At 62.0% G+C, this 24897-nt stretch carries 25 protein-coding genes; 17 read left to right on the forward strand and 8 right to left on the reverse strand.

Features of this window, described 5'->3' with window-relative positions:
• Positions 1-24 precede the first annotated feature (24 nt).
• Both glgA and ABGT73_RS03480 read left to right on the forward strand, forming a co-directional pair.
• On the forward strand, positions 25-1443 hold the full coding sequence (gene glgA, locus ABGT73_RS03475; protein ID WP_346668443.1) for a glycogen synthase GlgA: 1419 nt from the start codon (positions 25-27) through the stop codon (positions 1441-1443).
• Between the two features lie 144 nt (positions 1444-1587).
• Positions 1588-2412 (forward strand): C39 family peptidase, encoded by an 825-nt coding sequence (locus ABGT73_RS03480; RefSeq protein WP_346668444.1) that lies wholly within the window; start codon positions 1588-1590, stop codon positions 2410-2412.
• Between the two features lie 48 nt (positions 2413-2460).
• Here ABGT73_RS03480 and udk read toward each other — a convergent pair whose 3' ends face one another.
• The 4 genes from udk to ABGT73_RS03500 all read right to left on the reverse strand — a co-directional run bounded on the left by udk (position 2461) and on the right by ABGT73_RS03500 (position 4913).
• Positions 2461-3087: a uridine kinase gene (udk, locus tag ABGT73_RS03485; protein ID WP_346668445.1), complete on the reverse strand. Its 627-nt coding sequence runs from the start codon at positions 3085-3087 to the stop codon at positions 2461-2463.
• 15 nt (positions 3088-3102) lie between these two features.
• The gene (locus ABGT73_RS03490) at positions 3103-3582 is read right to left on the reverse strand and encodes a dCMP deaminase family protein (protein ID WP_346668446.1); all 480 of its coding nucleotides are present in this window, start codon (positions 3580-3582) and stop codon (positions 3103-3105) included.
• Between the two features lie 32 nt (positions 3583-3614).
• Entirely contained in the window at positions 3615-3890 is a 276-nt protein-coding gene (locus ABGT73_RS03495) for a sporulation transcriptional regulator SpoIIID (protein ID WP_346668447.1), read from the reverse strand.
• Positions 3891-4019: 129 nt separating this feature from the next.
• Entirely contained in the window at positions 4020-4913 is an 894-nt protein-coding gene (locus ABGT73_RS03500; protein WP_346668448.1) for a pyridoxal-phosphate dependent enzyme, read from the reverse strand.
• A 255-nt stretch (positions 4914-5168) separates the two neighbouring features.
• Between ABGT73_RS03500 and ylxM the strand changes: the two genes are divergently transcribed.
• From ylxM to ABGT73_RS03560, 12 genes are all read left to right on the forward strand, one after another.
• Positions 5169-5567, forward strand: a complete 399-nt coding sequence (gene ylxM, locus ABGT73_RS03505; RefSeq protein WP_346668449.1) for a YlxM family DNA-binding protein — start codon at positions 5169-5171, stop codon at positions 5565-5567.
• Positions 5557-6912, forward strand: coding sequence for a signal recognition particle protein (gene ffh, locus ABGT73_RS03510; protein WP_346668450.1), 1356 nt, complete (start codon positions 5557-5559; stop codon positions 6910-6912). The genes ylxM and ffh overlap by 11 nt, the downstream gene beginning before the upstream one ends.
• Before the next feature lie 98 nt (positions 6913-7010).
• A complete protein-coding gene (gene rpsP, locus ABGT73_RS03515; RefSeq protein WP_204651199.1) occupies positions 7011-7250 on the forward strand; it encodes a 30S ribosomal protein S16 in 240 nt (79 codons plus the stop codon).
• A 36-nt stretch (positions 7251-7286) separates the two neighbouring features.
• Entirely contained in the window at positions 7287-7520 is a 234-nt protein-coding gene (locus tag ABGT73_RS03520; protein ID WP_346668451.1) for a KH domain-containing protein, read from the forward strand.
• Positions 7521-7616: 96 nt separating this feature from the next.
• Positions 7617-8147, forward strand: coding sequence for a ribosome maturation factor RimM (gene rimM / locus ABGT73_RS03525; protein WP_346668452.1), 531 nt, complete (start codon positions 7617-7619; stop codon positions 8145-8147).
• A gap of 3 nt (positions 8148-8150) precedes the next feature.
• Positions 8151-9380 (forward strand): tRNA (guanosine(37)-N1)-methyltransferase TrmD, encoded by a 1230-nt coding sequence (gene trmD, locus ABGT73_RS03530; RefSeq protein ID WP_346668453.1) that lies wholly within the window; start codon positions 8151-8153, stop codon positions 9378-9380.
• A 250-nt stretch (positions 9381-9630) separates the two neighbouring features.
• A complete protein-coding gene (locus ABGT73_RS03535; protein ID WP_007046747.1) occupies positions 9631-9894 on the forward strand; it encodes an HPr family phosphocarrier protein in 264 nt (87 codons plus the stop codon).
• A gap of 71 nt (positions 9895-9965) precedes the next feature.
• Complete coding sequence (uvrC, locus tag ABGT73_RS03540; protein WP_346668454.1) at positions 9966-11816, forward strand: excinuclease ABC subunit UvrC; 1851 nt, start codon at positions 9966-9968, stop codon at positions 11814-11816.
• Between the two features lie 57 nt (positions 11817-11873).
• Positions 11874-14294: a hypothetical protein gene (locus ABGT73_RS03545; protein ID WP_346668455.1), complete on the forward strand. Its 2421-nt coding sequence runs from the start codon at positions 11874-11876 to the stop codon at positions 14292-14294.
• Between the two features lie 106 nt (positions 14295-14400).
• On the forward strand, positions 14401-15666 hold the full coding sequence (locus ABGT73_RS03550; RefSeq protein WP_346668456.1) for a helix-turn-helix domain-containing protein: 1266 nt from the start codon (positions 14401-14403) through the stop codon (positions 15664-15666).
• Positions 15663-17387 (forward strand): sensor histidine kinase, encoded by a 1725-nt coding sequence (locus ABGT73_RS03555; RefSeq protein ID WP_346668457.1) that lies wholly within the window; start codon positions 15663-15665, stop codon positions 17385-17387. The genes ABGT73_RS03550 and ABGT73_RS03555 overlap by 4 nt, the downstream gene beginning before the upstream one ends.
• Positions 17371-18345: a substrate-binding domain-containing protein gene (locus ABGT73_RS03560; protein ID WP_346668458.1), complete on the forward strand. Its 975-nt coding sequence runs from the start codon at positions 17371-17373 to the stop codon at positions 18343-18345. Before ABGT73_RS03555 ends, ABGT73_RS03560 begins: the two co-directional genes overlap by 17 nt.
• Before the next feature lie 56 nt (positions 18346-18401).
• Here the strand turns inward: ABGT73_RS03560 and ABGT73_RS03565 are convergent, their stop codons facing one another.
• The 4 genes from ABGT73_RS03565 to ABGT73_RS03580 all read right to left on the reverse strand — a co-directional run bounded on the left by ABGT73_RS03565 (position 18402) and on the right by ABGT73_RS03580 (position 22416).
• Positions 18402-18980 carry a flavin reductase family protein gene (locus ABGT73_RS03565; RefSeq protein ID WP_346668459.1) on the reverse strand — a complete coding sequence of 193 codons (579 nt, stop codon included), beginning with the start codon at positions 18978-18980 and terminating at the stop codon, positions 18402-18404.
• The gene (locus tag ABGT73_RS03570) at positions 18977-19963 is read right to left on the reverse strand and encodes a glycosyltransferase family 2 protein (protein WP_346668460.1); all 987 of its coding nucleotides are present in this window, start codon (positions 19961-19963) and stop codon (positions 18977-18979) included. The genes ABGT73_RS03565 and ABGT73_RS03570 overlap by 4 nt, the downstream gene beginning before the upstream one ends.
• Positions 19964-19974: 11 nt before the next feature.
• Positions 19975-21621, reverse strand: coding sequence for a hypothetical protein (locus ABGT73_RS03575; protein ID WP_346668461.1), 1647 nt, complete (start codon positions 21619-21621; stop codon positions 19975-19977).
• A gap of 102 nt (positions 21622-21723) precedes the next feature.
• Entirely contained in the window at positions 21724-22416 is a 693-nt protein-coding gene (locus tag ABGT73_RS03580; RefSeq protein ID WP_346668462.1) for a Crp/Fnr family transcriptional regulator, read from the reverse strand.
• A gap of 93 nt (positions 22417-22509) precedes the next feature.
• Here ABGT73_RS03580 and ABGT73_RS03585 point away from each other — a divergent pair, with 93 nt between their 5' ends.
• The 3 genes from ABGT73_RS03585 to ABGT73_RS03595 are packed head-to-tail and all read left to right on the forward strand — an operon-like array spanning position 22510 to position 24882.
• A complete protein-coding gene (locus tag ABGT73_RS03585; RefSeq protein ID WP_346668463.1) occupies positions 22510-23565 on the forward strand; it encodes an MqnA/MqnD/SBP family protein in 1056 nt (351 codons plus the stop codon).
• Positions 23555-24316 carry an ABC transporter permease subunit gene (locus ABGT73_RS03590; protein WP_346668464.1) on the forward strand — a complete coding sequence of 254 codons (762 nt, stop codon included), beginning with the start codon at positions 23555-23557 and terminating at the stop codon, positions 24314-24316. The genes ABGT73_RS03585 and ABGT73_RS03590 overlap by 11 nt, the downstream gene beginning before the upstream one ends.
• Complete coding sequence (locus ABGT73_RS03595) at positions 24313-24882, forward strand: ATP-binding cassette domain-containing protein (protein WP_346668465.1); 570 nt, start codon at positions 24313-24315, stop codon at positions 24880-24882. The genes ABGT73_RS03590 and ABGT73_RS03595 overlap by 4 nt, the downstream gene beginning before the upstream one ends.
• Positions 24883-24897 lie beyond the last annotated feature (15 nt).

Here is a 24897-nt window from a genome sequence, read left to right on the forward strand (position 1 = left end):
AACCCCATCTGGATGGAGGTGCTTATGAAAATTTTATATGCGGCCAGTGAGGCTGCTCCGTTTGCCAAGTCCGGCGGTCTGGCGGATGTGGCGGGCGCGCTGCCCAAGGCACTGGTCAAGGACGGGATCGACTGTCGCGTGGTCATGCCCCTGTACGGCGATCTGAAATTCAAGGATACCCTGACCTATGTCACCAACTTCAGCGTGCCGGTGGGCTGGCGCAGCCAGTACTGCGGCCTGTTCAAGGCGGAACGGGACGGTGTTGTCTTCTATTTCATCGACAACGAGTATTACTTCAAGCGCAGCGGCCTGTACGGCTTCTACGATGACGGCGAGCGGTTCGCCTTCTTCTCCCGCGCCATTCTGGAGATGCTGTTCTACACCGACTTTGAGCCGGATATCATCAACTGCAACGACTGGCAGACGGCTTTGACGCCCGTCTATCTGAACCTGTATTACCGTCATCTGGACAAGTTCAGCCGCATCAAGACGGTGTTCACTATCCACAACATTGCCTATCAGGGCAAGTATGGTCTGGACATTCTGGAGGACACCTGCGGCATCGGCGCGCGGGATGCCCACGTGGTGGAGTATGATGGGTGCGCCAACTTCATGAAGGGCGCCATCGAGACGGCCGACAAGGTCACCACCGTCAGCCCGACCTATGCCCAGGAAATCCTGGATCCCTGGTTCAGCCACGGACTGGACGGTCTGCTGCGCCAGAAGCAGTACAAGACCTGCGGCATCCTCAACGGCATCGACGTGGATGTCTTCAACCCCGCCACCGATCCCGATATTGCCAAGAACTACGACGTGAATACCGTTGCGGAGGGCAAGGCTGTCTGCAAGGCCGCCCTTCAGGACGAGATGAACCTGCACAAGGACGGCAGCCCCGTCATGGCCATGGTCACCCGACTGGTGGGCCACAAGGGCGTGGACCTGGTCCGCGCCATCGCCGAGGGCCTGCTGCAGCAGGGCATCGAACTGGTGGTGCTGGGTTCCGGCGAGGCACAGTACGAGAACTTCTTCAATGAACTCTGCGCCCGCAATCCGGGCCGTGTGGGTGTGTACATCGGATTCAATGCCCATCTGGCCCAGCGCATCTACGCCGGCGCCGACATGTTCCTGATGCCTTCCCGCTCGGAGCCCTGCGGCCTGGCGCAGATGGTTTCCTGCCGGTACGGCACCATTCCCATCGTCCGGGAGACCGGCGGCCTGAAGGATTCCATCCACGACTCCGGAGATGGCTTCGGCAATGGCTTCACCTTCGCCAACTACAATGCCCATGAACTGTATGAGGCATGCTGGCGCGCCAAGGAGGGCTACTGGCAGAAGGACGGCTGGCCGATCCTGGTCCGCCGTGCCATGGAATGCGACTTCAGCTGGGCTAATTCTGCCAAGAGCTACGAGGGCCTCTACAATGAGGTAGTCAACCTCTGGTAAGAAAGCGCTGAACGGCGGATTTCACAAATGTTTCAAAAACCGGCGGGGAAACCCGCCGGTTTTTTCTTGCGCTTTTCACAAAATTGTTCTATTTTAGAATAAAAAGTATTTGTACGGATCAGAAACAGAATGAGTGTGAAAAGGATGAACAACAGGCGGTGGAGGGGACTTGTCCCGGCGGGGATCCTGCTGGTGGTCCTGTCGGGATGCGGCGCCACGGCGATGATCCCGTCTACAGGGTCGGCCACGGCTGAGACCGCTGCAAAGGGTTCCGGCAGTCAGATGGAGACGATGGACCCGGAAAAGCTGTTGCAGGAGGATGTCTGGCCGGTGCTGTCGGTGCTGGAAGGCACGGCGGAGACAGCGGTATGGCTGCCCTTTGAGGCGAAGCTGGAAGTGGAAAACATTGACCAGAATCCGGAACTGCCCAACGGCTGTGAGATCACCTCGGCGGCCATCGTGCTGAATTACCTGGGCTTTGAGGTAGACAAGGTCACGTTGGCGGAAGAATATCTGCCCCGGTGCGTGCCCTATTGGGAGGCCGATCCCCGGGTGGAGTTCATGGGCAACCCGGAGGACGAACTGGCCTTTTACTGCCTGCCCGAAGCGGTGGTCACGGCGGTGAATGACTATCTGGAGGATGTGGATGCCGGCTACACAGCGGTGGACATCAGCGGCTCGGCGGTGGAAGAACTGTACCAGTGGGTGGCGGGCGGATACCCGGTGATGGTGTGGACCACCCGGGCCTTCAGCGAACCGCTGTACAACGACACCTTCCTGCTGCCCGACGGGGGCCGTCCCTACAGCAACTCCCACTGTCTGGTGCTGACGGGGTATGACGACGATACCTGCTATCTGGCGGACCCCATGCTGGAGGTGGAGACGGTGGAGCGGGAGCGCTTTGCCGAGAGTTACCTGGAACGCGGGCAGTACGCGGTGGTCATCGTGCCCACCGAACTGGCAGAGTAATAAAACAACCGGGCGGAAGACGTAAGCCTTCTGCCCGGTTGCTTGCATTTATTCTTCGCTGGTCCGCAGGTGGTCAGCCACCCACTTGATGAGCAGCTCCAGCGCCACGGCATTGTGGCCGCCCTCCGGCACGATCAGATCGGCCTTGCGCTTGCTGGGCTCCACAAATTGCTCGTGCATGGGTTTGACGGTGGTCAGATACTGGGTCACCACGCTGTCCAGTGTGCGGCCGCGTTCCTTCACGTCCCGCACAATGCGCCGCAGGATCCGCACATCGGCGTCGGTATCCACAAAGACCTTCATGTCCATCAGGTCGCAGAGTTCGGGGGAGTCAAAGATCAGGATGCCCTCCACAATGATGACCGGCGCCGGCTTGACCAGCACGGTTGCATTGCTGCGGTTGTGGATGGTGTAGTCATAGACCGGCACCTGCACAGGATGCCCAGCCCGCAGTTCCCGCAGATGGGCCACCATCAGCGGGGTGTCGAAACTGTCGGGATGGTCGTAGTTCAGCTTGCAGCGCTCCTCGTAGGGCAGTTCGTCATGGCGCTTGTAATAGCTGTCATGGTTGAGGACGCTGACCTCGTTGGCGCCGAAGTGGTCGCGCAGCCGTTCGGTCAGAGTGGTTTTGCCGCTGCCGGTGCCGCCGGCAATGCCGATGATGATGGTGTTCATGGTGGTGTCCCTTTTTTACACTTCCAGATGGATTTCCCGGCCGGTGGGATGGTAAGCCCGGTATTTGACCCCGGTCATGTTGAACATGCGGCGGCTGGCGATGCTGGCATGGGTGTCGTGGTATTTGTCCGACAGGTAGATCAGCTCCTTGATGCCGCTCTGGATGATGGCCTTGGCACATTCGTTGCAGGGGAACAGCGTCACATACATCCGCGCGCCGGTCAGGTCGTTGTGCGGGCTGTTGAGGATCGCGTTCAGCTCGGAATGGCAGACGTACATGTATTTGGTATTCAGGTCGTCGCCTTCCCGCTCCCAGGGCATGTCGTCGTCGTTGCAGCCGATGGGCATGCCGTTGTAGCCCAGGGAGAGAATCTTGTTCTCGGGGCTGACGATGCAGGCCCCCACCTGGCTGTTGTTGTCCTTGGAGCGCATGGCGGAAAGCAGGGCAATGCCCATAAAGTATTCATCCCAGCTGATGTAGTCCGTTCGTTTCATGGCGTCCCTTTCCTTTGTATTTTTTACATTTATTATACTGTGCGCCGTGCAGCGGTGCAAGATTCTTTGTGTAAATATTTCCGGCGGGTGGCCTCGCCGCCCCGCAGGTGGCGTTCCGCCTTGTTGCGCTGCACCACCGTCTGCACCTCGGCCCACAGACCGGGGTGGGTGTGGCGCAGCCGGCTCTGGTCCTTCCAGATGGTGCTTTTGCTCACCCCGAACACCGCTGCGGCCGCACGCACGGTGGCGCCGCTGCGCACAATGTATCGTCCCACGGCTACCGCCCGCTCCTCCGGGTCACCTTTCATACCCCTACCTCCTCACATGGAATTTCTGTCAAATCCTATGTGAAAAAAGGTGCGGATATGTCCCCACCGTTCCGGGAAGGGAAACTCCCCATGAAAAAAAGCCATCCGCATGGGGCGGATGGCCTGTTCTCATTCATACATTTTTCGTCCCGCAAAGACGCACAGCGGCCGCTTGGCCTTGCCGGTGCCGATCAGCTGGACCGCGGCGGCCAGGGTGGCGCCGGCGCTGGCACAGGCGGGAACGCCGTCAAAGAAGAGCACTTCCTGGGCGGCCCGCTCAGCGTCGGCGGTGGTGACCGTCAGGACGGTGTCCACCACGTAGGGGTTGTAGTTTTCCGGCACAAAGCCCGGGCCGATGCCCGCAATGCCGTGCTGGCCGATGAAGCCGCCCGAGATGGCCGCGCATTCGGTGGGCTCCACCGCCACGATGCGGATCATGCTGTTCCACGCCTTGATGTATTCGCCCACGCCGGTGATGGTGCCGCCGCTGCCCACCCCGATGACGATGGCGTCCACCGCGTCGCCGGCCGCCTTGAGGATCTGCGGGCCGGTCACCCTGCGGTGGTATTCGGGGTTGTCGTCGTTGGCAAAGTAGTGGGTGAAATACCCGCCGTAGCGCTGGGCGGTCTCCGCGGCGATGCGGTCCATGGCCCGGCGGCCGGCACTGCTGCTGACCACGATCTTGGCTCCCAGGTCCTGCAGCCGCTTGCGGCGGGCAATGGGCAGGCTGCTGGGAACGATGAGAATGCAGGGGTGTCCCGTGGTGGCGCAGCTGACCGCCAGCGCCGCCCCGAAACTGCCGGAACTGGCTTCCACCACCGGCATGCCGGGCTGCAGATCGCCGCGCTCGGTGGCAAAGGCCAGCATGGTCTCGGCCAGGCCGTCCTTGGAGGTGCCGGTGGCACCTCCGAAATCCAGATAGGCCAGAATGCTGGAACTCAGGTTGTGACGGCCGGAATAGCCGTCCAGCCGCACCACAGGGGAGCGATAGACCTCCTGGTAGTAGCTTTTCAGGATCCCCACGGCAGACACCTCCTTTCCCACGGGGCAGAGTATTTCCTATTATAGCACACTTCGACCGCCATTGCACGGAAAAACCGGAAACCGTCCGTCTTTTTTCGAGCCGCCGGCAGAAAAAAGAGCGGCTTTTGGTCCGGATTGCGTAAAAAAGTGGGGGATTCCTCTTGACTTTGCCGTCGGTCCCTGTTATAATTCATAGGCTGGATGTAAAGAAAAAAACTTTACACAGCATGTCGGATACAGGAAGGGGCGCAGGTCATGGCGGGAAAACCGCAGAAAAATCTGGCCTATTCGGTGCTGCTGGACTTTTACGGTCCGGTTCTGACCGAAAAGCAGCGCCTGATCCTGACGGAATACTATGACGAAGATCTCTCCCTGGCCGAGATCGCCGAGAACTTCGGCATCACCCGGCAGGGGGTGCGGGACGCCATCAAGCATGGCGAGGCCGCCCTGGATGAGCTGGAAGCCAAACTGGGCAACGCCCGGCACCATGCGGCGTCGCGGCAGGACCTGACGCGGCTGCGTCAGCTGGTCATGGAGATCCGGTGCTGCAACTCGGGGCTTTTCAACCCGGTCCCGCAGATTCGCACCGACACTGACGAGATGCTCCGGATTTTGGACCGATTGGATACGCAGGAGGATACCGATGGCCTTTGAATCATTGACAGAGCGCCTGAACGGCGTATTCAAGAAGCTGCGCGGCAAGGGCAAGCTGAATGAGGCGGACATCAAGACCGCCATGCGGGAAGTCCGTATGGCGCTGCTGGAAGCCGATGTCAACTACAAGGTGGCCAAGGATTTCTGCGCCCAGGTCTCGGAGCGGGCCATGGGGCAGGAGGTCATGGAAAGCCTGACCCCCGCCCAGCAGGTGGTCAAGATCGTCAACGAAGAGCTGACCAAGCTCATGGGCGGCGACGAGCCCCAGTATCTGCGCATCAAGAACAAGGGCCAGACGGTGCTGATGATGTGCGGCCTGCAGGGCAACGGCAAGACCACCCACGCCGCCAAGCTGGGCAAGTATTACCGCAGCCAGGGCCGCCGCCCGCTGCTGGTGGCCTGCGACGTTTACCGTCCCGCCGCCATCCAGCAGCTGCAGATCGTGGGCGAACAGGCGGGGGTGCCCGTCTTCACCATGGGTACCGAAAAGCCGGAGCGCATCGCCCAGCAGGCCATGGCCCACGCCCGGGATCACGGCAACGACATCGTGATTCTGGATACCGCCGGCCGTCTGCAGATTGACGACGCGCTGATGGATGAGCTGGTGCGCATCAAGGAAGCCGTGGAGGTGGACGAAACCCTCCTGGTGGTGGATGCCATGGCCGGCCAGGAAGCCGTCAACGTGGCCAAGACCTTCAACGAGAAGATCGGCATCACCGGCGTGGTGCTGACCAAGACGGACGGCGATACCCGCGGCGGTGCGGCACTCTCGGTGCTGGCCGTCACCGGCAAGCCGATCTATTTCCAGGGCACCGGCGAGAAGCTGGAGGACCTGGAACCCTTCTATCCCTCCCGGATGGCCAGCCGCATCCTCGGCATGGGCGACGTGCTCTCTCTGATCGAGAAAGCCCAGAGCGTCCAGAATGACAAGGAAGCGGAAGCCGCCGCCAAGCGGATGATGGAGAACAAGTTCGATATGAACGACCTGCTGGCCCAGTTCCAGCAGGTGAAGAAGATGGGTGGTGCGGCAGCGCTGCTCTCCATGATGCCTGGCGGCAACCAGATTGACGCCGATGCCCTGGATGAGAAGATGCTGCCCCACATCGAGGCCATCATCTACTCCATGACCCCGGCGGAGCGCGCCAAACCCGAGATCATCAATCCCAAGCGCAAACGCCGCATCGCGGCCGGTTCCGGCCAGACGGTGGAGGCTGTGAACAAACTGCTGCGTCAGTACGAAATGATGCAGAAAATGATGAAGAAAGTCCGCCGCAATCCCAAGGGATTCATGCGCAGCCTGGGCAATCTGGGCGGCATGGGCGGCTTCAAAGGCTTCGGCCGCTGATTGTTTTGGTATGACCCGCACGGCTATACGGCCCACGGGATGTACAATATAAAATTCGCCCCACAAGGGCCGTAAACAAGTATTTGGAGGAATTTACAATGGTCAAGATTCGTCTGCGCCGTATGGGCGCCAAGAAGGCTCCCTTCTACCGTGTGGTTGTCGCCGACAGCCGTTTTGCCCGTGATGGCCGCTTCATCGAGGAGATCGGCTACTACGATCCCACCAAGGAGCCCAGCGTGGTCAACATCGATGCCGACAAGGCCAAGCAGTGGCTGGCCAACGGCGCCCAGCCCACCGACACCGTCCGTGAGCTGCTGAAGAAGGCTGCCGTTCTGTAATCTGCTGTTCACTTTTTCTGAGGGAGGGAACGCCGCATGCAGGAACTGTTAGTAGCCGTTGCCCGTGGCCTTGTGGAGGACAAGGACGCCGTGCAGGTGACCGTTGATCCCGCACGGGAGGACGGAACCGTCGTCTATCACCTCAAAGTGGCCGAGGCCGATATGGGCCGTGTCATCGGCAAGCAGGGACGCATTGCCAAGGCAATCCGCGTTGTCATGCGTGCCGCAGCGGTCCGCCAGGGCGAGAAAGTCATCGTCGAGATCGACTGAGAAAGCCAAAAGCACTTTGCCGTTTTGGCAGAGTGCTTTTTTGTATGCGGGCGGAAAATCCGCCCTTCACCCACGAAACGGAAGGTTGAAAAAACTATGCAGAACTATCTTCCCGCCTGCAAGATTGTCTCCACCCACGGTGTCCGCGGCGAGATGAAGGCGCTGCCCCTGTGTGACGGCGCCGCCTTTCTGGCCAAGTTCAAACGGCTGTTCGCCAAAGCCGACGGCACCGGGGAAGTACGGGTGCTGGGGGTGCGTGCCCAGGGCAACGTGATCCTGCTGCGCCTGGAGGGGGTGGCTGATATGGATGCCGCCCGCGCCCAGGTCGGCCACACCTACTATTTCGCCAAGGCGGACGCCCGCCTGCCGAAGGGCCGCTATTTCATCGACGATCTGCTGGGCTGCCGGGTGGTGGATGCCGGGGACGGCCGGGAATACGGCACGCTGACGGCGGTGGACCATCCTGCCGCCCAGGATATCTATACCGTCACCGACGCCGAGGGCGGCACCCACATGCTGCCGGCGGTCCCGGAATTTGTGCAGGAGATCGACCTGGAAAGCCGCACCATCACGGTCACGCCCATCGACGGCATGTTCAACGAAGCGGTCAACGGCGATAAGGAGTAAGGCATGCGCATCGATATTGTGACGCTGTTTCCCGAACTGTGCGACAGTTTTCTGTCGGCCAGTATTCTGGGCCGTGCCCGCGCCAAGAATCTCTTTGAGGCGCACTGCCATCAGATCCGGGATTATACCACCAACAAGCAGCGGCAGACCGACGATTACCCCTACGGTGGCGGCTGCGGCATGGTGCTGTACGCCCAGCCCATCGCCGACTGCCTGCGGGCCGTGCAGCGCCAGTGCGCCGGGCAGGGCAGGGCCAAGCCCCACGTGGTTTTTCTGACAGCGGCGGGCCAGCCCTACAACGAGGAGGCCGCCAAGCGGCTGGCGCAGTATGATGCCCTGACGCTGGTCTGCGGTCATTACGAGGGCATCGACCAGCGGGTGATCGACGCCTTCGGGGATGAGGAAATCTCCATCGGCGATTATGTGCTCACCGGCGGGGAGCTGGCCAGCCTGGTGGTGGCGGACAGCGTCCTGCGTCTGCAGCCCGGCGTGCTGGCGGAGGAAAAGGGCTACCAGGACGAGAGCTACTGGGACGGCTTGCTGGAATACCCCCAGTATACCCGCCCCGAGGTGTGGGAAGGCCGTGCCGTGCCGCCCGTGCTGCTCACCGGCGACCACCAGAAGATCGATGCCTGGCGGGGAGAGCAGAGCCGCACCCGCACCCGTCTGCGCCGGCCTGATCTCTATGAGCAGTGGTGCGATACCCATCCGCTGACAGAACTGCCCAAGTGGAAGCGTGGGGAGAACATGCGGCTGGTGAAGACCGAGGAGCAGTGGACGATGGCGGCCCGTCTGTTTGCGGAGGGGCGGTATACCGTCTGCAAGGCGGTGTGCACGCCGCTCTATCTGGATACCCTGACGCCGGAACACTGCCGGGAGGAACTGCAGACTGAACGGCAGAACGGCTGGGCGTTTTACCTGCACACCACCAAGAAGGAAGCGGACGGCATGGTGGGGGTATGCCACAAAACGGGGGAGATCAGCCACCTGTTTGTGGCAAAGGCCTCCCGGGGCAAGGGGATCGGCAGCAAAATGCTGGATTTCGCCCGCAAAAAGCTGGCGGAGCATGCCCATCCTACGCTGACCGTGCTGGATACCAACACCCGCGCGCTGGCGCTCTACCGGCGGATGGGCTGGCGCCCGGCGGGGGTGGCGGCGGTCTATGACCCCGCCGCCGACCCGACGGCCGCCGTGTATTGCCAGGAATTGAAACTGCGGTATGAAGGACAATAAAATAAAGTTTTGTCGTCAATCTACAATGATGTTGAAAATAAACTGGTAATAATGCACAAAGCCAAAAGCTGAGATTTGGAGGAATTACAGAATCCTGCCAAAATTGAAAAAATCTACTGTACAAAATCGACGAAATAGGATAAAATAGAAACAATCAAGGCGGCGTATCACGCGCAAGGACCGCCTGACGACAAGCGCCCACGGTAGAAACGCAGGGGCATATTATTTTCAAAAGTAGGAGAGAATAACTATGTACGTGAAAGAAGTTACCGTTGAGAATCAGGTTGGTCTGCACGCCCGTCCGGCTACCTTCTTCATCCAGAAAGCGAACGAGTACAAGTCTTCCATCTGGGTCGAGAAGGAAGAGCGCCGTGTCAACGCCAAGAGCCTTCTCGGTGTCTTGAGCCTGGGCATCGTGGGCGGCACGACCATTCGCATCATTGCCGATGGCGCCGACGAGCAGGCTGCGGTCGACGGTCTGGTCAAGCTGGTCAGCTCCGGCTTTGCCGAGTAATTCTTCTCACAACTGTAACGGCGGGGCGACCCGCCGCTTTTTTATTTTCTGCTGTTTTGTAAAGGTGACTCATGACAAAAGCTGAACTCTACCGCAAGGCCTGTATGCTGCCGCTGCTGCCGGGAGTATACATTATCCGGGACAAAAGCGATACCATCATCTATATCGGCAAGGCCAAGCGGCTGAAGACCCGGGTGTCGCAGTATTTCCGGGAGGGGGTGCCCCACGACGCCAAGGTCACCCAGATGATCGCCCACGCCTTCACCTTTGATGTGATTGTCTGTCAGAGCGAGTTTGAGGCGCTGGTGCTGGAAGCCAGCCAGATCAAGGCCCACACCCCGAAGTACAACATCCTGCTCAAGGACGACAAGGGCTACAGCTATGTGAAGGTGACCAAAGGCCCCTGGCCGCGGATCTCGGCGGCGCTGCAGAAGGACGATGACGATGCCGACTATATCGGCCCGTTCACCTCCTCCTTCGCGGTGCGGGAAATGGTGGAGATGGCCCAGGACTGCTTTCTGCTGCCCCGGTGCAACCGGGAATTCCCCCGGGACTTCGGCAAGGGGCGCCCCTGCCTGAACGCCCACATCGGCAAGTGCATGGCGGTGTGCAGCGGCAAGATCAGTTGCGAAGCCTACAACGAGGCGGTGCAGGGCGCACTGCGGATGATTCGCTACGGCAAGAAGGACATCGTCAAGCAGCTGCGGGAAAAGATGGAAGCGGCCTCGGAGCGGCTGGATTTTGAGACGGCTGCGCTGCTGCGGGACCAGATCCAGGCCATCGAGCGGGTTTCGGCGGGCCAGAAGGTGGTCATGGACGCCGACACCGAGATGGATGTCATCGCCCTGGCCGGCACCACGCGGGCGGTGTGCGCAGCGGTGCTGCGCTACCGGGACGGCCGCCTGACCGACAAGCGGGAGTTTGTCTTCCACGACACCACCGACATCGAGCGGGTGCGGGAGGAGTTCCTGCCCCAGTACTATCTGGACGGGGAGACCGTCCCCAAGATCATCGCGGTGGATAAACTGCCCCCCGACGGAGAAGCGCTGAACGAGGCGCTGAACCAGACCCGGGGCAGTAAGGTGGAACTGTATGTGCCCCAGCGGGGCGACGTGGCCAAGCTGGTCACCATGGCGTACACCAACGCGGTGGAACGTCTGGGCCGGGAGAGCGGCCGCTATACCCGGGAGGAAAAACTGCTGGAGGAAGCCGCCCAGATGCTGGGCCTCAAGGCCCCGCCCCGGGTCATCGAGAGCTACGATATTTCCAACTGGGGCGACGGTTCCAGCGTCTGCGGCATGGTGGTCTTCAAGGACGGCAAGCCCCACCGTTCGGGGTACCGCCGTTTCAAGATGAAGACGGTGGCCGGCACCGACGACTATGCCTCGCTGGCCGAGACCCTTTCCCGGCGGGCGGCGGAATATGAGGCGGCCCGGCGGGGCGAAAAGCCGGACGGCCCCCAGAACCAGTTTGCCACCCTGCCCGATCTGCTGCTCATCGACGGCGGCCGGGGCCAGGTGGGGGCTGTCAAGCAGGCGCTGAAGGGGACTGCCTTCGAGCATGTACCCACCTTCGGCATGGTCAAGGACGACCATCACCGCACCCGCGCCATTGTGGATGATGTGGGCGGAGAAATCGCCATCAACCGCAACCGCAACATCTTCACCTTTGTCACCAACATCCAGGACGAGACCCACCGTTACGCCAACGACTACCGCAAGCGGGCCATGAAAAAACGCTCCTATGCGGCCACGCTGACAGCCCTGCCCGGCGTGGGGGAGAAGACCAGCGCGGCTCTGCTGGCCCACTTCAAGACAGTGGCCGCAGTGAAGGCGGCCAGCATCTCCGATCTGGAGGAAGTGAAGGGCATCAGCCACGCCAAAGCGGAAAAGCTGTACAACGCCCTGCGCAATGGGGTATAATCGGAACGGCAGACGGCCTTGTGTCCGCTGCCGAAACCACACATAGGGGAGCGATCTATGCTCATTCTCACGATTTTTCTCACGCTGCTCATCGCAGCACTGTCCGCCTGGGTGCCTGCCCGCCTGGAAGGGCGGCGTATGGGCCGAGGCGATCTTCTGCGCGGCCCGGGGCTGGCTGCGGCGGTCTGGATCTGGGCTTGCTGCATCTACTCTAAACCGGGCCTTACGGTGGATTTTGACGCATTCCGGGCGGCGGGCATCACCGGCATGGTGCTGTGGGCCTGCGCCGTGGCAGGCGGTTTCCGGGTGCGGCACCGCCTGGCAAAGTTCCGCAGGGCGGCGGCCGTCGGCCTGCTGGCGGTGCTGGCACTGGGGCTGGAAGTGTTTGTCTGCAACCTGAACTTCTGGGCCACCCACAGCTATACGCCGGTGGACCTGCGCCCCTATCTCACCGAGGATGCCGACCCGGAGGCTCCGCTGACACTGGATGAGGAGCACAATACCCTGACCTTTGCGGGACTGGACCGGGAACTGTACAACCTGCAGCTGGCGGGCCTTGTCTACCAGTACGACGGCCCCCATCCCGAGGTGCAGAATCCGCTGTTCACCCTGACGGTGTCGGCCACCGATGAAGCCAGTTCGGCCTCCCGCCAGAGCTGGCTCTGGCAGGTGGCGGTGAAAGCCGAGCGCAGCCTGACCCGCAGCCTGGATCTCTCCGGCAAGGCGTCCACGCTGACGCTGACCGGCAACGCTTATGCGGGGGAATACCGCCAGTACCCGCTTACGTATACGCTGCAGACGGTCTATGCCAATGTGCCGCGGCCGCTGGACTTCTCGGCGGTGCGGTTCGCCGCGCTGTTTGCCCTGCTGGGGGCGGCGTTCGCCCTGCGCCCGGCCAGCGCACTCTGGAGGGATGCTTACCTGGAGCACACCCGGCGCTATCGCCCGGCGGTGGTGCTGGTCATGGGCGTACTGGCGGTGCTGACCTTCCTGGCGCCTTTCGCTGACCGGTTCAACGCCGGGGTGGCCACCTCCTTTTACAATACCGCCAGCTGGGACGGGGAGAGCCGCATCACCTTCACCAAGCATATCAACGGGGAGGTCAGCGATACGGCGGCTCAGTACGGTGCCCTGGCCCACAGCCTGTTGAACGGGCGGCTGGACCTGGAACTGGACCCGCCGGCCGCCATGGCCGCCATGGAAAATCCCTACGACACCGCCGCTCGACAGGAAGCCGCCCCCGATGCCCTGTGGGATGTGGCCTACTATGGGAGCCGCTACTATGTCTATTTCGGGCTGGTGCCCTGTCTGCTGTTCCAGCTGCCCTTTGAAGCACTGACCGGCGTGGGGGATCTGCCGCCCAGCCTGCCCATGATCCTGCTGGCCTGGCTGATGATCTGGGCCTCCTTCGGCTGTGTCAAACAGGCGCTGCGCCGCTGGTTCCCCCGTGCCAGCGCGGCGGCCTATCTGCTGGCCGCCACCGGCATGGCAGCGGGCAGCCAGATCTGGTATCTGCTGCTGCGCCCGTCGGTTTATGAGTATGCGATTCTCAGCGGCGCGGCCTTTGTGCTGCTGGGACTGTGGCAGTGGCTGCTGGCCGCCAATACCCCGACGGAAAAACGCGCCCGACTGGTCTTCCATCTGGTGCTGGGCAGTCTCTGCATTGCCCTGGTGGCCGGGTGCCGCCCCCAGATGGAAGTCTTCGCCGTGCTGGCGCTGCCCATCTTCTGGAAGCGCTATGTCACCGGCAAGCGGCTGGTCAGCCGCGCCGGGGCGGGGGAGGCCGCGGCCTTCCTGCTGCCGGTGATAGCCGTGGCGGCGGTGCTTCTGTGGTACAATGCCGCCCGGTTCGATTCACCCTTTGACTTTGGCGCCACCTACAACCTGACCAGCAACGATATGACCCGCCGAGGCTTCAGCGTGGGGCGGGCGGCTCCGGCTGTGGTGACCTTCCTGTTCGGCGTGCCGGGATTCAGCACGGTGTTCCCCTACCTCAGCGCCACCCGGATGGACACCAACTATATGGGACTGACCATCACCGAACTGTTCTACGGCGGTGCCTTTGTCTGCCTGCCCTTCCTGTGGGGGCTGGCAGTGCTGCCCCTGGCCCGGAAACGGCTGCAGAAATACCGGGATCTGCGGGGCATGCTGCGGGGCATTTTGTTGGTCATGGTGCTTCTGGTGGTGGTGGACTGCGAGATGGCCGGTGTGCTGTATCGCTACCAGAGCGACTGGCTGGGACCGCTGCTGCTGGCGGGGGCGCTGGCCTGGCTGCTGGCGGAACAGGTCCTGCAGGACCATGCCGCCCAGCCCGGCATCGCGGCCTTGCAGGGGCTCTATCGCCGGGCACTGCCGCTGGCGGTGCTGGCGGGAGCCGCCTATAATTTCTGCGTTTATTTCGCGGCGGAACCCGGACTGCTCGGACAGAATCCGTCGCTCTATCAGACGGTAAGCCGCCTCGTCCAGTTCTGGCTGTGACGGCGGCCGAAAAGGCCTTTCCGGATGTTTCCGGAAGGGCCTTTTTCCTTGCATAATCGACGCGGAGCCTCTATAATAAAGGCAGCAAACGAAGGAGAAAAAACCGATGGCTGACAAAAACATTTACACGGTGGTCGTGGCTGACGACGAGGGCGAACTGCGGGAGGCGGTCTGCACCATGACGCCCTGGGAGGCCCTGGGGTTCCACCTGGTGGGCAGCGCCAGCAACGGCCTGGATGCGCTGGAACTGGTGGAGCGGCTGGAACCGGATCTGCTGCTCACCGACATCCGGATGCCGTTCATCTCGGGCATTGAGCTGGCCCGGCAGGTGCGTGAGATCCGTCCCGCCATGCACATTGCCTTTTTGAGCGGTTATGATGATTTTGAGTACGCCAAGCAGGCCATTCAGTACAACATCATCAGTTATATGCTCAAGCCGCTGACCATGGATGGTCTGGCCGCGGAACTCAAGGCCATCCACGAGAAGATTGACCAGCGGTATGCCAGTCTGCGCCGCAGCGATGACAAGCAGGCCGACCAGGCTGCGTTTCTGATCCCGCTGGTGCTGGAACATTATGACGGCGCCCCCGAGGGGCTGGAAAATTCCCTGCGGGAGAATGCGGCGACCTGCGGTCTGCTGCGCGGTGTGGATGACCGCGGCCTGCTGGTGGTCCTGGCCGCCGTGATGGCGGACGGCACGCCCTGCAAGCCGGGGGTGGTCCGTCTGGTGGAGCAGCTGGCCAACAAGTATCTGCGTCATTTTGTCTTTCTGTCCAGCGGCCGGGTGGTGGCGGTTCTCATCGGCAACCCGTCGGACTTCGATGAATATCTGCACATCCTGGCGGATGAAATCTGCCAGCTCACCGAGCGTGCGCTGGATGAGCGGGTGTTTGTGGGGGTGGGACGGCCTGTATCCCGGTTCCTGCAGCTTAATGTGGCCTACCGTCAGGCGCTGGCGGCACTGCACGCGGCGGAGGAAAGCGAGGGCGGCGTCAGCTTTACGGCGGACAGCCGCAAGGGGGGCGGCCTGTGCGAGCGCGCCCTGGAGATCATCGAACAGCACTATATGGACGAGGACCTTTCGCTGGCTTCCCTGAGTGCCATGCTGGATGTGAGCCCCAACCATCTCAGCGCCTGCATCAAGAAAACGGCAGGGGAGACCTTCATCAACATTCTGGTGCGCCGCCGGATGGAAGCCGCCCAGAAACTGCTGCTCACCACCGATCTGCAGGTGCAGGAGATCGCCCGCCGCTGCGGCTATTCCGACCAGCACTATTTCAGCTACTGCTTTAAAAAATACAGCGGCACTTCGCCGGGGGCGCTGCGGCGGCAGCGCGCCGCCCAGGCGGCCGGGGAAGGGGCTGTCTCATGAAGCGGCCCTGCCGTCCACCCCGCACAGCCCCGCTGATCGTCATCCTGATCACGGCGGTGGCAGCGGTGACGCTGCTGCTCTGCGCGGGCACCTTCCTGCAGAGCTACCGGGCCTCGGTAGTGCTGAGCGCCCGTACCAGCAGCGCCCAGGCGGTCAGCCAGGTGGTGGGGACCGTCAGCAACTACGTGGACAATCTGGAAGAAACGGTCAGCGATGTGATGGAGGCGATGAACACCCCGGCGGAAACCCGGGACGCCTATCTCAATGCCTGGCTGAACGCCCGCAGCGAGGTGGTGGCGGTCACTACCTATGCCGCCGACGGGACCATGCAGGACTGCTGGGCCCTGGAACAGAGCCCCCGGGCGGTGATTTTCCGCAATCTTTCCTTTGATCTGAGCATGGCCCAGTGGTACGACGAAGGCTATATCAGTTCTCCCCACGTGGAATCCATCTTTGAAGGGTATTATCCCTGGGTGGTTACGGTGGTCCATCCCATGCCGGCGGGCAGCAGTGCCAGCTGGGTGGCGGTGGACGTGCGTTTTTCCGGGCTGGGCGCCAGCATCAACGGTGTGAGCATCGGGCAACACGGTTACTGTTACCTGATGGATGAAGACGGCAATATGGTGTACCATCCCCAGCAGCAGCTGCTGTATGCCGGCATCAAGAGCGAGGAAGTGGCCCGTCTGGCCGAACTTGCGGACGGCACCTATGTGGAGGACACCATTATTTACAGTCTGCAGAATGTGCCGGACAGCAACTGGCGTGTGGTGGGTGTCAGCTACATCGACGAGACGGTGAACCAGAGTTTCTGGCAGATGGTCCGCATCACGGTGGCCTCTTCGCTGCTGATTCTGGCCGCGGCACTGCTGGCAGGCTGGATCATCTCCCGTCTGCTCAGCCGCCCGCTGCAAAAGCTGGAAAATGCCATGGAGCAGTTTGAACAGAACGCCGACGGCTTCACCTACACGCCGGTGGCCGGCACCCGGGAAGTGCAGGAACTTTCGGATTCCTTCGGCCACATGGTGGGGCGGATCCAGAAGCTCATGACCACCGTGCGGGAAGAGGAAATCGATCTGCGCAAGACAGAGCTCAAGGCGCTGCAGGCGCAGATCAACCCGCATTTTCTGTACAACACACTGGATTCCATCGCCTGGATGTGCGAGCGCGGCAAAAATGCCGACGCCGTCAAGATGGTCCATGCGCTGGCGCGGCTGTTCCGCATCAGCATCAGCCGCGGCCATGAACTCATCCCCATCGAGAAGGAACTGCAGCATGCGGAAGCCTATCTGCTGATCCAGAAATTCCGCTACAAAAACCAGTTCACCTACCATTTCTCGGTGGATGAAAGCTGCCTGCACTGTCTGTGCAACAAGATCACGCTGCAGCCCATCATCGAGAACGCCATTGCCCACGGGCTGGACCTGCTGGTGGAACCGGGCCATATCGAGATCGAAGTCCGTTCCGACGGGGAGGATATCCTGTTCCGGGTCATCGATGACGGCATCGGCATGTCCCGGGAGCAGGTGGAAAATCTGCTGAAGAAGGGGCCCAGCGACCGTACCGGCATTGGCATCAAGAATGTGAATGACCGTCTGCGCATTTACTTTGGTCCGCAGTACGGCATCTCCATCGAAAGCGTCCCCGACGAGGGAACCACTGTGACGATCCGGATGCCGCGGGTACCGGAGGACCGGGAGGGCGAGTATGACAAAGCAAAGTAAACGTCTGCCTGCACTGCTGGCCGCGCTGTGCCTGCTGGCAGGATGTGCTTCTTCGGGCGCCCAGGTGCCGGAGGAAAACCGCTACAAGGTGGCGCTGGTGGCCAAATCCACCCAGACCGATTTCTGGAAGGCGGTGTTTGTAGGGGCCCAGGCGGCGGCCACCGAGTACAACATGGACCTGACCATCGACGGTCCCGAAACCGAGGAGGATTACGAGACCCAGAACCAGATGATTGCCAGAGCGGTGGAGGACGGTGCCCAGGCGCTGGTGTTTTCCGCCATCGACTTTGACGCCAACGCCCCGGCTATTGAAGCAGCGGCCGACAAGGGCGTGAAGATCGTGGTGATCGATTCGGCGGTCAACACCGAGGATGTGGTCACCTACATCGGCACGGATAACTACAGTGCCGGACAGATGGCGGCGCAGGCGGCGCTGGACGGCGTGGAAGGTACCCTGAAAGTGGGCATTGTCAATTATGATGTGAACAGTGCCAACGGGCAGGACCGGGAGCGCGGCGCGGTGGATACCTTTGCAGGGAGCGGCCGTGCGCAGATTGTGACGACGATCCATACGCTGGCCGAAGCCACCAGCGCCAAAAAGGACACGCTGGAAATGCTGCGTGCCCATCCGGAGATCAATGTGGTGTTGGCCTTCAACGAACCCACCAGTGTGGGCGCCGCCCAGGCGGTGGAGCAGCTGCACTTGCAGAATGCGCTGTGGATGGTGGCTTTCGATTCCAACCTGGTGACCATTGATGCACTGCAGAGCGGTGTGGTGGATGCCCTGGTCATCCAGAATACCTATGAGATGGGGTATTTCGGGGTGCAGAGCGCCTACAAGCTGCTCAGCGGCCAGCGCAGTGAAGTGGCAACCCATGTGGATACCGCCACCCGCGTCATCAACCGGGAAAATCTGTTTGACCTGGACAGCCAGAAGGTGCTGTTCCCGGTCTCCTGAACAGCAAAACACCCCGCAGAATTTTCTGCGGGGTGCTTTTTTGCGAAAAAGCCGGTTTATTTTTGCCGGCGGGGCTTGCGTTTACGCACGCTGTAGCCGAAGGTGCCCAGGCGGCGGCCCAGCGCCAGGTAATCGCCGTGGGAATACACGATAAGGCGGGCCTTGTTCAGGCAGAGTTTGCCCTCCTCGTTCAGCAGGGATTCATCCACATCCACGGCCACGCATTCGGCCAGGAACAGATCGTGGCTGCCCAGGGGGATCACCTGCCGGACTTTGCACTCCAGGTTGACGGGGCTTTCCGCCAGCAGCACGGTACCCACCTTGGCGGCGGGAGCGGCGGTCAGGTGCATGGCGGCAAACTTGTCCACATCCCGGCCGCTCTTGACGCCGCACCAGTCCACGGCGCGCACCAGCGATTCGGTGGGGAGATTGACCACAAACTCGCCGCTTTCTTGAATCAGATGATGGCTGTACCGCTCGGGCCGCACGCTGATGGAGAGCATGGGCGGCTGGGTACAGATGGTGCCGCACCAGCCCACCGTGATCAGGTTCGGTTTGTCGGGACTGCCGCAGCTGACCAGCACCGGCGGTTCGGGGTTGAGCAGGGTGGAACCCTTCCATACCTGACGGCTCATACGTCCTCCTCCTTGCTGCGCTCAAAATTGGGGGTCGTCTCGCTGATGATGTAGCGGGGACGGCGTTTGGTCTCCATATAGATCTTGCCGATATACTCACCGATGACGCCCAGGCAGATCAGCTGCACGCCGGATACGAAGCAGATGATACTGGTGGTGCTGGCCCAGCCGGACACCGTCATGCCCAGGGCCGCTTCCACCACCGCCCACAGCACACCGATGAAGCTGATCAGCGCCACCAGCACGCCGAACCCGGTGATGAAGCGGATGGGCTTGATAGACAGGCTGGTGATGCCGTCAAAGGCCAGGGAGAGCATCTTGGACAGGGGATAGTGGCTTTCGCCGGCAAGGCGCTCGTGCCGTTCGTAGGCCACGCAGGTGGATTTGAAGCCTACCAGCGGCACCATGCCGCGCAAAAACAGGTTGACTTCCTTGAAGCGGGCAAACTCCTGCAGGACCCGGGCACTCATCAGGCGGTAGTCGGCGTGGTTGAAGACCACCTCGGCACCCATGGCGTTGAGCAGCTTGTAGAAACTCTCGGCGGTGAACCGCTTGAAGAAGGTGTCGGTGTCCCGCTTGCTGCGCACGCCGTAGACCACGTCGCAGCCGTCCCGGTAGGCGTCCACCATGCCGTCCATGGCGTTGATGTCGTCCTGGCCGTCGCAGTCGATGGAGATGGTGATATCGCAGCGGTCCTTGGCCTCCATCAGTCCGGCCAGCACGGCGTTCTGGTGGCCGCGGTTGCGGCTCTGGCAGATGCCCGCGTAGTGGGGATCGGAGGCGGCCAGTTCGTTGATGATGGCCCAGGTACGGTCTTTGGAACCGTCGTTGACAAAGAGCACCCGGCTGTCGGGGCTGATCTTGCCCGCTGCCGACAGGTCGGTGATCTTCTTCAGAAACTGCGGCGCGGTGATGGGCAGCACTTCCTGCTCATTGTAGCAGGGGATGATGATGTACAGTACAGGGGTTTGACGGTTTTCCATAGCAGTTTACCTCAGTCAAAAAAATCGGCACGCATGGCGTCGTAGGAGGGATATCCCAGCGCAATGTAATTTTCGTCCTCGTACTCCACCTTGCCCTGGTCCAGTACCCGGGACGGCGTCTGGTACTCCGTCTCGTTCTTGTTGAAGAAGAGGAAGACGGGGCCCTCGGGCTTGGCGGTGAAGTGGTCGGCGGTCTGCATCCATTCATAAAGGTTGTCGGGGTCGGTCACATCCTCGCCGGATTTCCAGACCCGGATATCGAAGGCACCGTTGGAGATCTCCACCATGACGTTGGCGTTCCAGAAAGCGGCATACCCTTCGGTATACCCGGCCACCCGCAGGGCGGTGACCGCTGCCTCCTGCCCGGCCGTCATGTTCTTCGGCCACAGCCGGGTGTAGTAGTCGTTGCCGCACCACAACAGCAGCGCCGCCATGCCGCCCAACAATATGCCGCGCCACAGCCGGCAGCGGGGCAGCCGGTAGAGATAGTCCACCCCCACCGGCATGAGCAGCACCACCACGGGAATGTTGTAGCGGGTGTAGTAGACCATGTCGGTGAACAGGTACAGCCCTTCGTAGGCCACAAAGGCGAAGAAGGCCAGCAGATAGAAAAGGCGCTCGGGCAGGGTGTACCGCTCGGGATGGCGGGCCAGCGAAATGTAGGCGCAGATCAGCACCAGCAGTGCCAGAAAGCAGAAGGCATTATAGAGCAGCTGGGTGGAGGTGACATACTCACCGGTCTGGAAGCCGAAACTTTCCAGCCAGCCAAAGAACAGCTGCTCCAGGCGGGCTGCGTCAAAGCGGGCAAAATGTACGCCCTCCTGGCTGGTGTAGTGATACAGATAGCGCAGCACCCGCACATTCAGCAGCCAGCCACCCATGGTGGCCGCCGCAGCACAGAGGGTGCCGATCAGAAGCCGCCGTTCCGGCACGGCCAGACCGGGCAGGGTGGCGCCGGCCTGGGGGCGGGAATAGACCAGACAGAGGAAAAGGACCGCCAGGACAAGGGGCAGGTAGAAGGTGAGCACCTGGCGCAGTCCGTTCATGCCGATCACAAAGGAGAAAAGAATCTGAAGGATCAGCAGCACAATGCGGGTGCGGGGGCGGTCGCTGCGCATGAAGTGCAAAAGCAGCCCCAGGCTCAAAAAACTGGCAAACAGATGGGGCGGGTAGCTGACGGTCAGCAGCGTGATGCGGAAATAGACCTCCGACATGGGCATGACCAGCAGTGTGCCGACGGCCGGGAACAGATGCCCGATGCCGGCCTGGCGGCAGAAGTACCAGCAGGCCCCCAGCATGGCCAGCAGAATGATGGCGGTGCCGATGGTGCGCACCTGAAGCCAGTTATCCGAGAAAAAGAAAAGCGGCGCAAAGACCAGATGGTTGTGAAAGACGCGCAGCTCGGTGGAATAAAACCAGTTGGTGGTCAGCAGGGCGTGTTCCTTGCGCAGCACATACCCCAGGAGCAGGTCGCTGCTCATATCGGAATCCAGCAGATAGTACATACGTCCCTGAATGACCTGCCAGGTGCGGGCGCAGGCAAACAGCAGGCAGGCCCAGGAAAACACAAGCCAGAGCGTATGCCAGCGCTTCTCCCGGGCAAAGGCGCTTCGGAGCAGCGCGGCAGGGGACAGGCTGCGGGGCAGCAGGGTGTTCATAGAATCCTCCTCTTTTCCATTCCGGCTTCGGAATCTTGTGGCCGCAAAAACGTCCTGCACCGGAAATGCCTTCATTATACCATAGGGGCTTACGGGCTGCAATCACTGCACCATCTGGCTCAGCCGGTCGGGGGCCAGCAGCTTGAAGCTGCGCCGGAACAGCGCCAGCAGTCCTTCCTCCTGCATGCGGCTCAGTTCCCGGCACAGGGCGCTGCGGTCGCAGTTGAGATAGGAGGCCAGTTCCGCCCGGGTCAGGGCGGTGTCGAAGGTATCGGCACCGGCTTCCTCCCGTTGTTCCAGCAGCCAAAGGCAGATGCGTCCGCGCAGACTTTTGCAGCACAGCAGTTCCAGACGGCGGTCCAGCGCAAAATATTTGTCGCTGATGGTCTGCAGCCAGTTGTGCAGCAACTGCAGATGGGCAGGGTGCATGGTGCTGTCGGGGCGCAGCAGCGCCTCGCAGGGGATATACAGCACCAGGCAGGGGATCGCCGCCGTCACATTGACGGGACTTTTGCTCTGGCCGCCTGCCAGCACATCGGCGAACACGCCGCCCGGGCCCATGTGGGCCATGACCACCGCGGTACCGTCCGGCATGGGCTTGGCGGCCACGATCTCGCCCTCCAGGACGATGCCCACCTCCCGGGTGGCGTAACCGGCCATGAGCAGCAGTTCTCCCCGGTCATACCGCCGCACGTAGGGGGCAAAGCTGGCCATCAGGGTATCCAGATCCCGGTCGGGCATGTTGTGAAACAGGCTGGTGCGGCGCAGCACATCGTAATAGGGGATATAGTCCATAGGCGGCCTCCCAAATGACTGTTGCCTGGGCAACAGACAATTTTTTAACATTATAGTATAGTGAGGCCGCAAATGCAATAAGGAGGAACTGGCATGATCAATTGTAAGCGTATTTGGGCGGCCATCACTGCGGCGGCCCTGTGTATCTCTCTGGCGGGCTGCGGCGCGGCCTCGTCCTCGTCCGCAGCTTCTTCCGAGGCTGCCACGGTGGAGTCCGCTCCGGCGTCCTCGGCGGCTGCCCAGGAGGAGGCGGCCAGCCCGGAGACCGCCGCGACGGGTCTGCGCGTGGCGGGCTTGAAAGGCCCCACCACCATGGGCCTTGTCAACCTGATGGACAGCGACGACGGCGCCAACTACACCTTCACGATGTACGGTGCGGCCGATGAGATTGTCCCGCTGCTGGTCAAGGGCGAGCTGGACGCGGCTGCCGTTCCGGCCAACCTGGCGGCGACCCTCTACCAGAAGACCCAGGGCCAGGTGGAAGTGGCCTGCATCAACACGCTGGGTGTGCTCTATATTGTGGAGAACGGCGACACCGTCCAGTCTGTGGCGGACCTGAAGGGCCAGACCATCGTCACCACCGGTAAGGGCACCACGCCGGAGTATGTGCTGCGCTATGTGCTCAGCCAGAACGGCCTGGACCCCGACGCCGATGTGAACATCGTCTATTGCAGCGAGGCTACCGAGGCCCTCAGCCAGGTGCAGGCCGGTCAGGCCACCATCGCCATGCTGCCCCAGCCCTTTGTAACCACGGCTCTTTCTCAGGTCGAGGGGCTGCGCGTGGCGCTGGATATGAACGAGGAATGGCAGAAGGTGGCCGGTTCTCAGCTGGTGACCGGCGTGCTGGTGGTCCGCAAGGACGCGGTGGAAGCCGATCCCGATGCCTTTGAGGAGTTCCTGAACGGCTATGCCGCCAGTGTGGAAGCCGCCAACACCGACCTGGAAGGCACCGCAGCCCTCTGCGAGACCTACGGCATCGTGCCTAAGGCGGCCCTGGCCCAGAAGGCGCTGCCCGAGTGCAACATCGTCTTTGAGCGGGGCGAGCAGATGAAGACCGACCTGGTCAACTACTTCCAGGTCCTCTATGACGCCGATCCCAGCAGCGTGGGCGGTGCCATGCCGGCCGACGACTTCTACTATGGCGTCTAAAACCCGGGAACGCCTGTTGGCCCTTGTGGTCTGGGTCATCGTCTGGCAGCTGGCTGCCATGACGCTGGGCCATGGGGGGCTGTTCCTGGCCACCCCCCTGCAGACGCTGCGGGCCCTGGGCCTGCTGCTGCCCACCCCGGCGTTCTGGCAGCGTATCGCCTTCAGTGCGCTGCGCATCGTCGCCGGTTTTGTGCTGGCGGTCGTGGGCGGTCTGGTGCTGGGGGCTGCGGGGGCCCGCTGGCGCACCGTGCGGGTGCTGGTGGACCCCGTCATGCAGCTGATCCGGGCCATGCCGGTGGCCAGCTTTGTCATTCTGGCACTGCTCTGGGTCAGCGGCAGCAATCTGTCGGTGGTGGTCAGCTTTACCCATGTGCTGCCGGTGGTCTACGCCGGTGTGGTGGCCGGCATCGCCGACACTGATCCCCAGCTTCTCGAGATGGCCAGGGTGTACCGCCTGTCCTGGACGGCGCGGCTGCGCTATATCTGGCTGCCGGGCATCTTCCCGTCCTTCTGCGAAAGCTGCATCGCCGCCATGGGCATGTGCTGGAAAAGCGGTGTCTCGGCGGAGGTCATCGGCCTGCCCGACCACTCGGTGGGGGATGCCCTCTACCGAGCCAAGATCACTCTGTCCACGCCGGATGTCTTTGCCTGGACGCTGGTCATTGTGCTGCTGTCGGCATTGCTGTCGGCGGTGGCGGCACGGCTGCTGCGGGCAGTCAAGAGGCGTCTGTGCGGGGAGGTGACGGCATGAGCATCGTGATACAAGATCTTTGCAAGCGGTTCGGCAGCCGTACGGTGCTGGACCGCTTCAGCTGGACGGTGGACCGGCCGATGGTGCTCATGGGGCCGTCCGGCTGCGGCAAAACCACGCTGCTGCGCATCCTGCTGGGGCTGGAGACCCAGGACAGCGGCACCGTAACGGGGGTGGATACCCCGGCGGCGGTGTTCCAGGAGGACCGGCTCTGTCCCCAGCTGACCGCCGCGGACAACCTGGTCCTGGCCGGGCACGGCCTGACGCTGCAGGATGCCCGGACCGAGCTGCGGGCGCTGGGCTTTGCCGGGAGTGATCTGGCACTGCCGGCGGCCCGGCTGTCCGGCGGGCAGAAGCGCCGCGTGGCACTGCTGCGGGCGCTGCTGTGCCGGGATGCCAGAACGCTGCTGATGGACGAACCGTTCACCGGCATGGACGCCGAGCTGGTGGCCCAGGCGGCCGCCGTCACGGTACGGCTGACGGCAGACCGCCCTGCGATTCTCGTCACCCACGATGCGGCGGCGGCCGACCTGCTGGGCTGGCCGGTGCGGCATCTGGAGGAATAAACACAACAAACGGAG

The organism is uncultured Subdoligranulum sp. (assembly GCF_963931595.1).
Taxonomy (GTDB): Bacteria; Bacillota; Clostridia; order Oscillospirales; family Ruminococcaceae; genus Gemmiger.

Bases quoted from the DNA above. Each gene is read 5' to 3' on its own strand.
- glgA (WP_346668443.1), top strand. From the start codon at position 25: ATGAAAATTTTATATGCGGCCAGTGAGGCTGCTCCGTTTGCCAAGTCC.
- ABGT73_RS03480 (WP_346668444.1), top strand. From the start codon at position 1,588: ATGAACAACAGGCGGTGGAGGGGACTTGTCCCGGCGGGGATCCTGCTG.
- udk (WP_346668445.1), bottom strand. From the start codon at position 3,087: ATGAACACCATCATCATCGGCATTGCCGGCGGCACCGGCAGCGGCAAA.
- ABGT73_RS03490 (WP_346668446.1), bottom strand. From the start codon at position 3,582: ATGAAACGAACGGACTACATCAGCTGGGATGAATACTTTATGGGCATT.
- ABGT73_RS03495 (WP_346668447.1), bottom strand. From the start codon at position 3,890: ATGAAAGGTGACCCGGAGGAGCGGGCGGTAGCCGTGGGACGATACATT.
- ylxM (WP_346668449.1), top strand. From the start codon at position 5,169: ATGGCGGGAAAACCGCAGAAAAATCTGGCCTATTCGGTGCTGCTGGAC.
- ffh (WP_346668450.1), top strand. From the start codon at position 5,557: ATGGCCTTTGAATCATTGACAGAGCGCCTGAACGGCGTATTCAAGAAG.
- rpsP (WP_204651199.1), top strand. From the start codon at position 7,011: ATGGTCAAGATTCGTCTGCGCCGTATGGGCGCCAAGAAGGCTCCCTTC.
- ABGT73_RS03520 (WP_346668451.1), top strand. From the start codon at position 7,287: ATGCAGGAACTGTTAGTAGCCGTTGCCCGTGGCCTTGTGGAGGACAAG.
- rimM (WP_346668452.1), top strand. From the start codon at position 7,617: ATGCAGAACTATCTTCCCGCCTGCAAGATTGTCTCCACCCACGGTGTC.
- trmD (WP_346668453.1), top strand. From the start codon at position 8,151: ATGCGCATCGATATTGTGACGCTGTTTCCCGAACTGTGCGACAGTTTT.
- ABGT73_RS03535 (WP_007046747.1), top strand. From the start codon at position 9,631: ATGTACGTGAAAGAAGTTACCGTTGAGAATCAGGTTGGTCTGCACGCC.
- uvrC (WP_346668454.1), top strand. From the start codon at position 9,966: ATGACAAAAGCTGAACTCTACCGCAAGGCCTGTATGCTGCCGCTGCTG.
- ABGT73_RS03545 (WP_346668455.1), top strand. From the start codon at position 11,874: ATGCTCATTCTCACGATTTTTCTCACGCTGCTCATCGCAGCACTGTCC.
- ABGT73_RS03550 (WP_346668456.1), top strand. From the start codon at position 14,401: ATGGCTGACAAAAACATTTACACGGTGGTCGTGGCTGACGACGAGGGC.
- ABGT73_RS03555 (WP_346668457.1), top strand. From the start codon at position 15,663: ATGAAGCGGCCCTGCCGTCCACCCCGCACAGCCCCGCTGATCGTCATC.
- ABGT73_RS03560 (WP_346668458.1), top strand. From the start codon at position 17,371: ATGACAAAGCAAAGTAAACGTCTGCCTGCACTGCTGGCCGCGCTGTGC.
- ABGT73_RS03565 (WP_346668459.1), bottom strand. From the start codon at position 18,980: ATGAGCCGTCAGGTATGGAAGGGTTCCACCCTGCTCAACCCCGAACCG.
- ABGT73_RS03570 (WP_346668460.1), bottom strand. From the start codon at position 19,963: ATGGAAAACCGTCAAACCCCTGTACTGTACATCATCATCCCCTGCTAC.
- ABGT73_RS03575 (WP_346668461.1), bottom strand. From the start codon at position 21,621: ATGAACACCCTGCTGCCCCGCAGCCTGTCCCCTGCCGCGCTGCTCCGA.
- ABGT73_RS03580 (WP_346668462.1), bottom strand. From the start codon at position 22,416: ATGGACTATATCCCCTATTACGATGTGCTGCGCCGCACCAGCCTGTTT.
- ABGT73_RS03585 (WP_346668463.1), top strand. From the start codon at position 22,510: ATGATCAATTGTAAGCGTATTTGGGCGGCCATCACTGCGGCGGCCCTG.
- ABGT73_RS03590 (WP_346668464.1), top strand. From the start codon at position 23,555: ATGGCGTCTAAAACCCGGGAACGCCTGTTGGCCCTTGTGGTCTGGGTC.
- ABGT73_RS03595 (WP_346668465.1), top strand. From the start codon at position 24,313: ATGAGCATCGTGATACAAGATCTTTGCAAGCGGTTCGGCAGCCGTACG.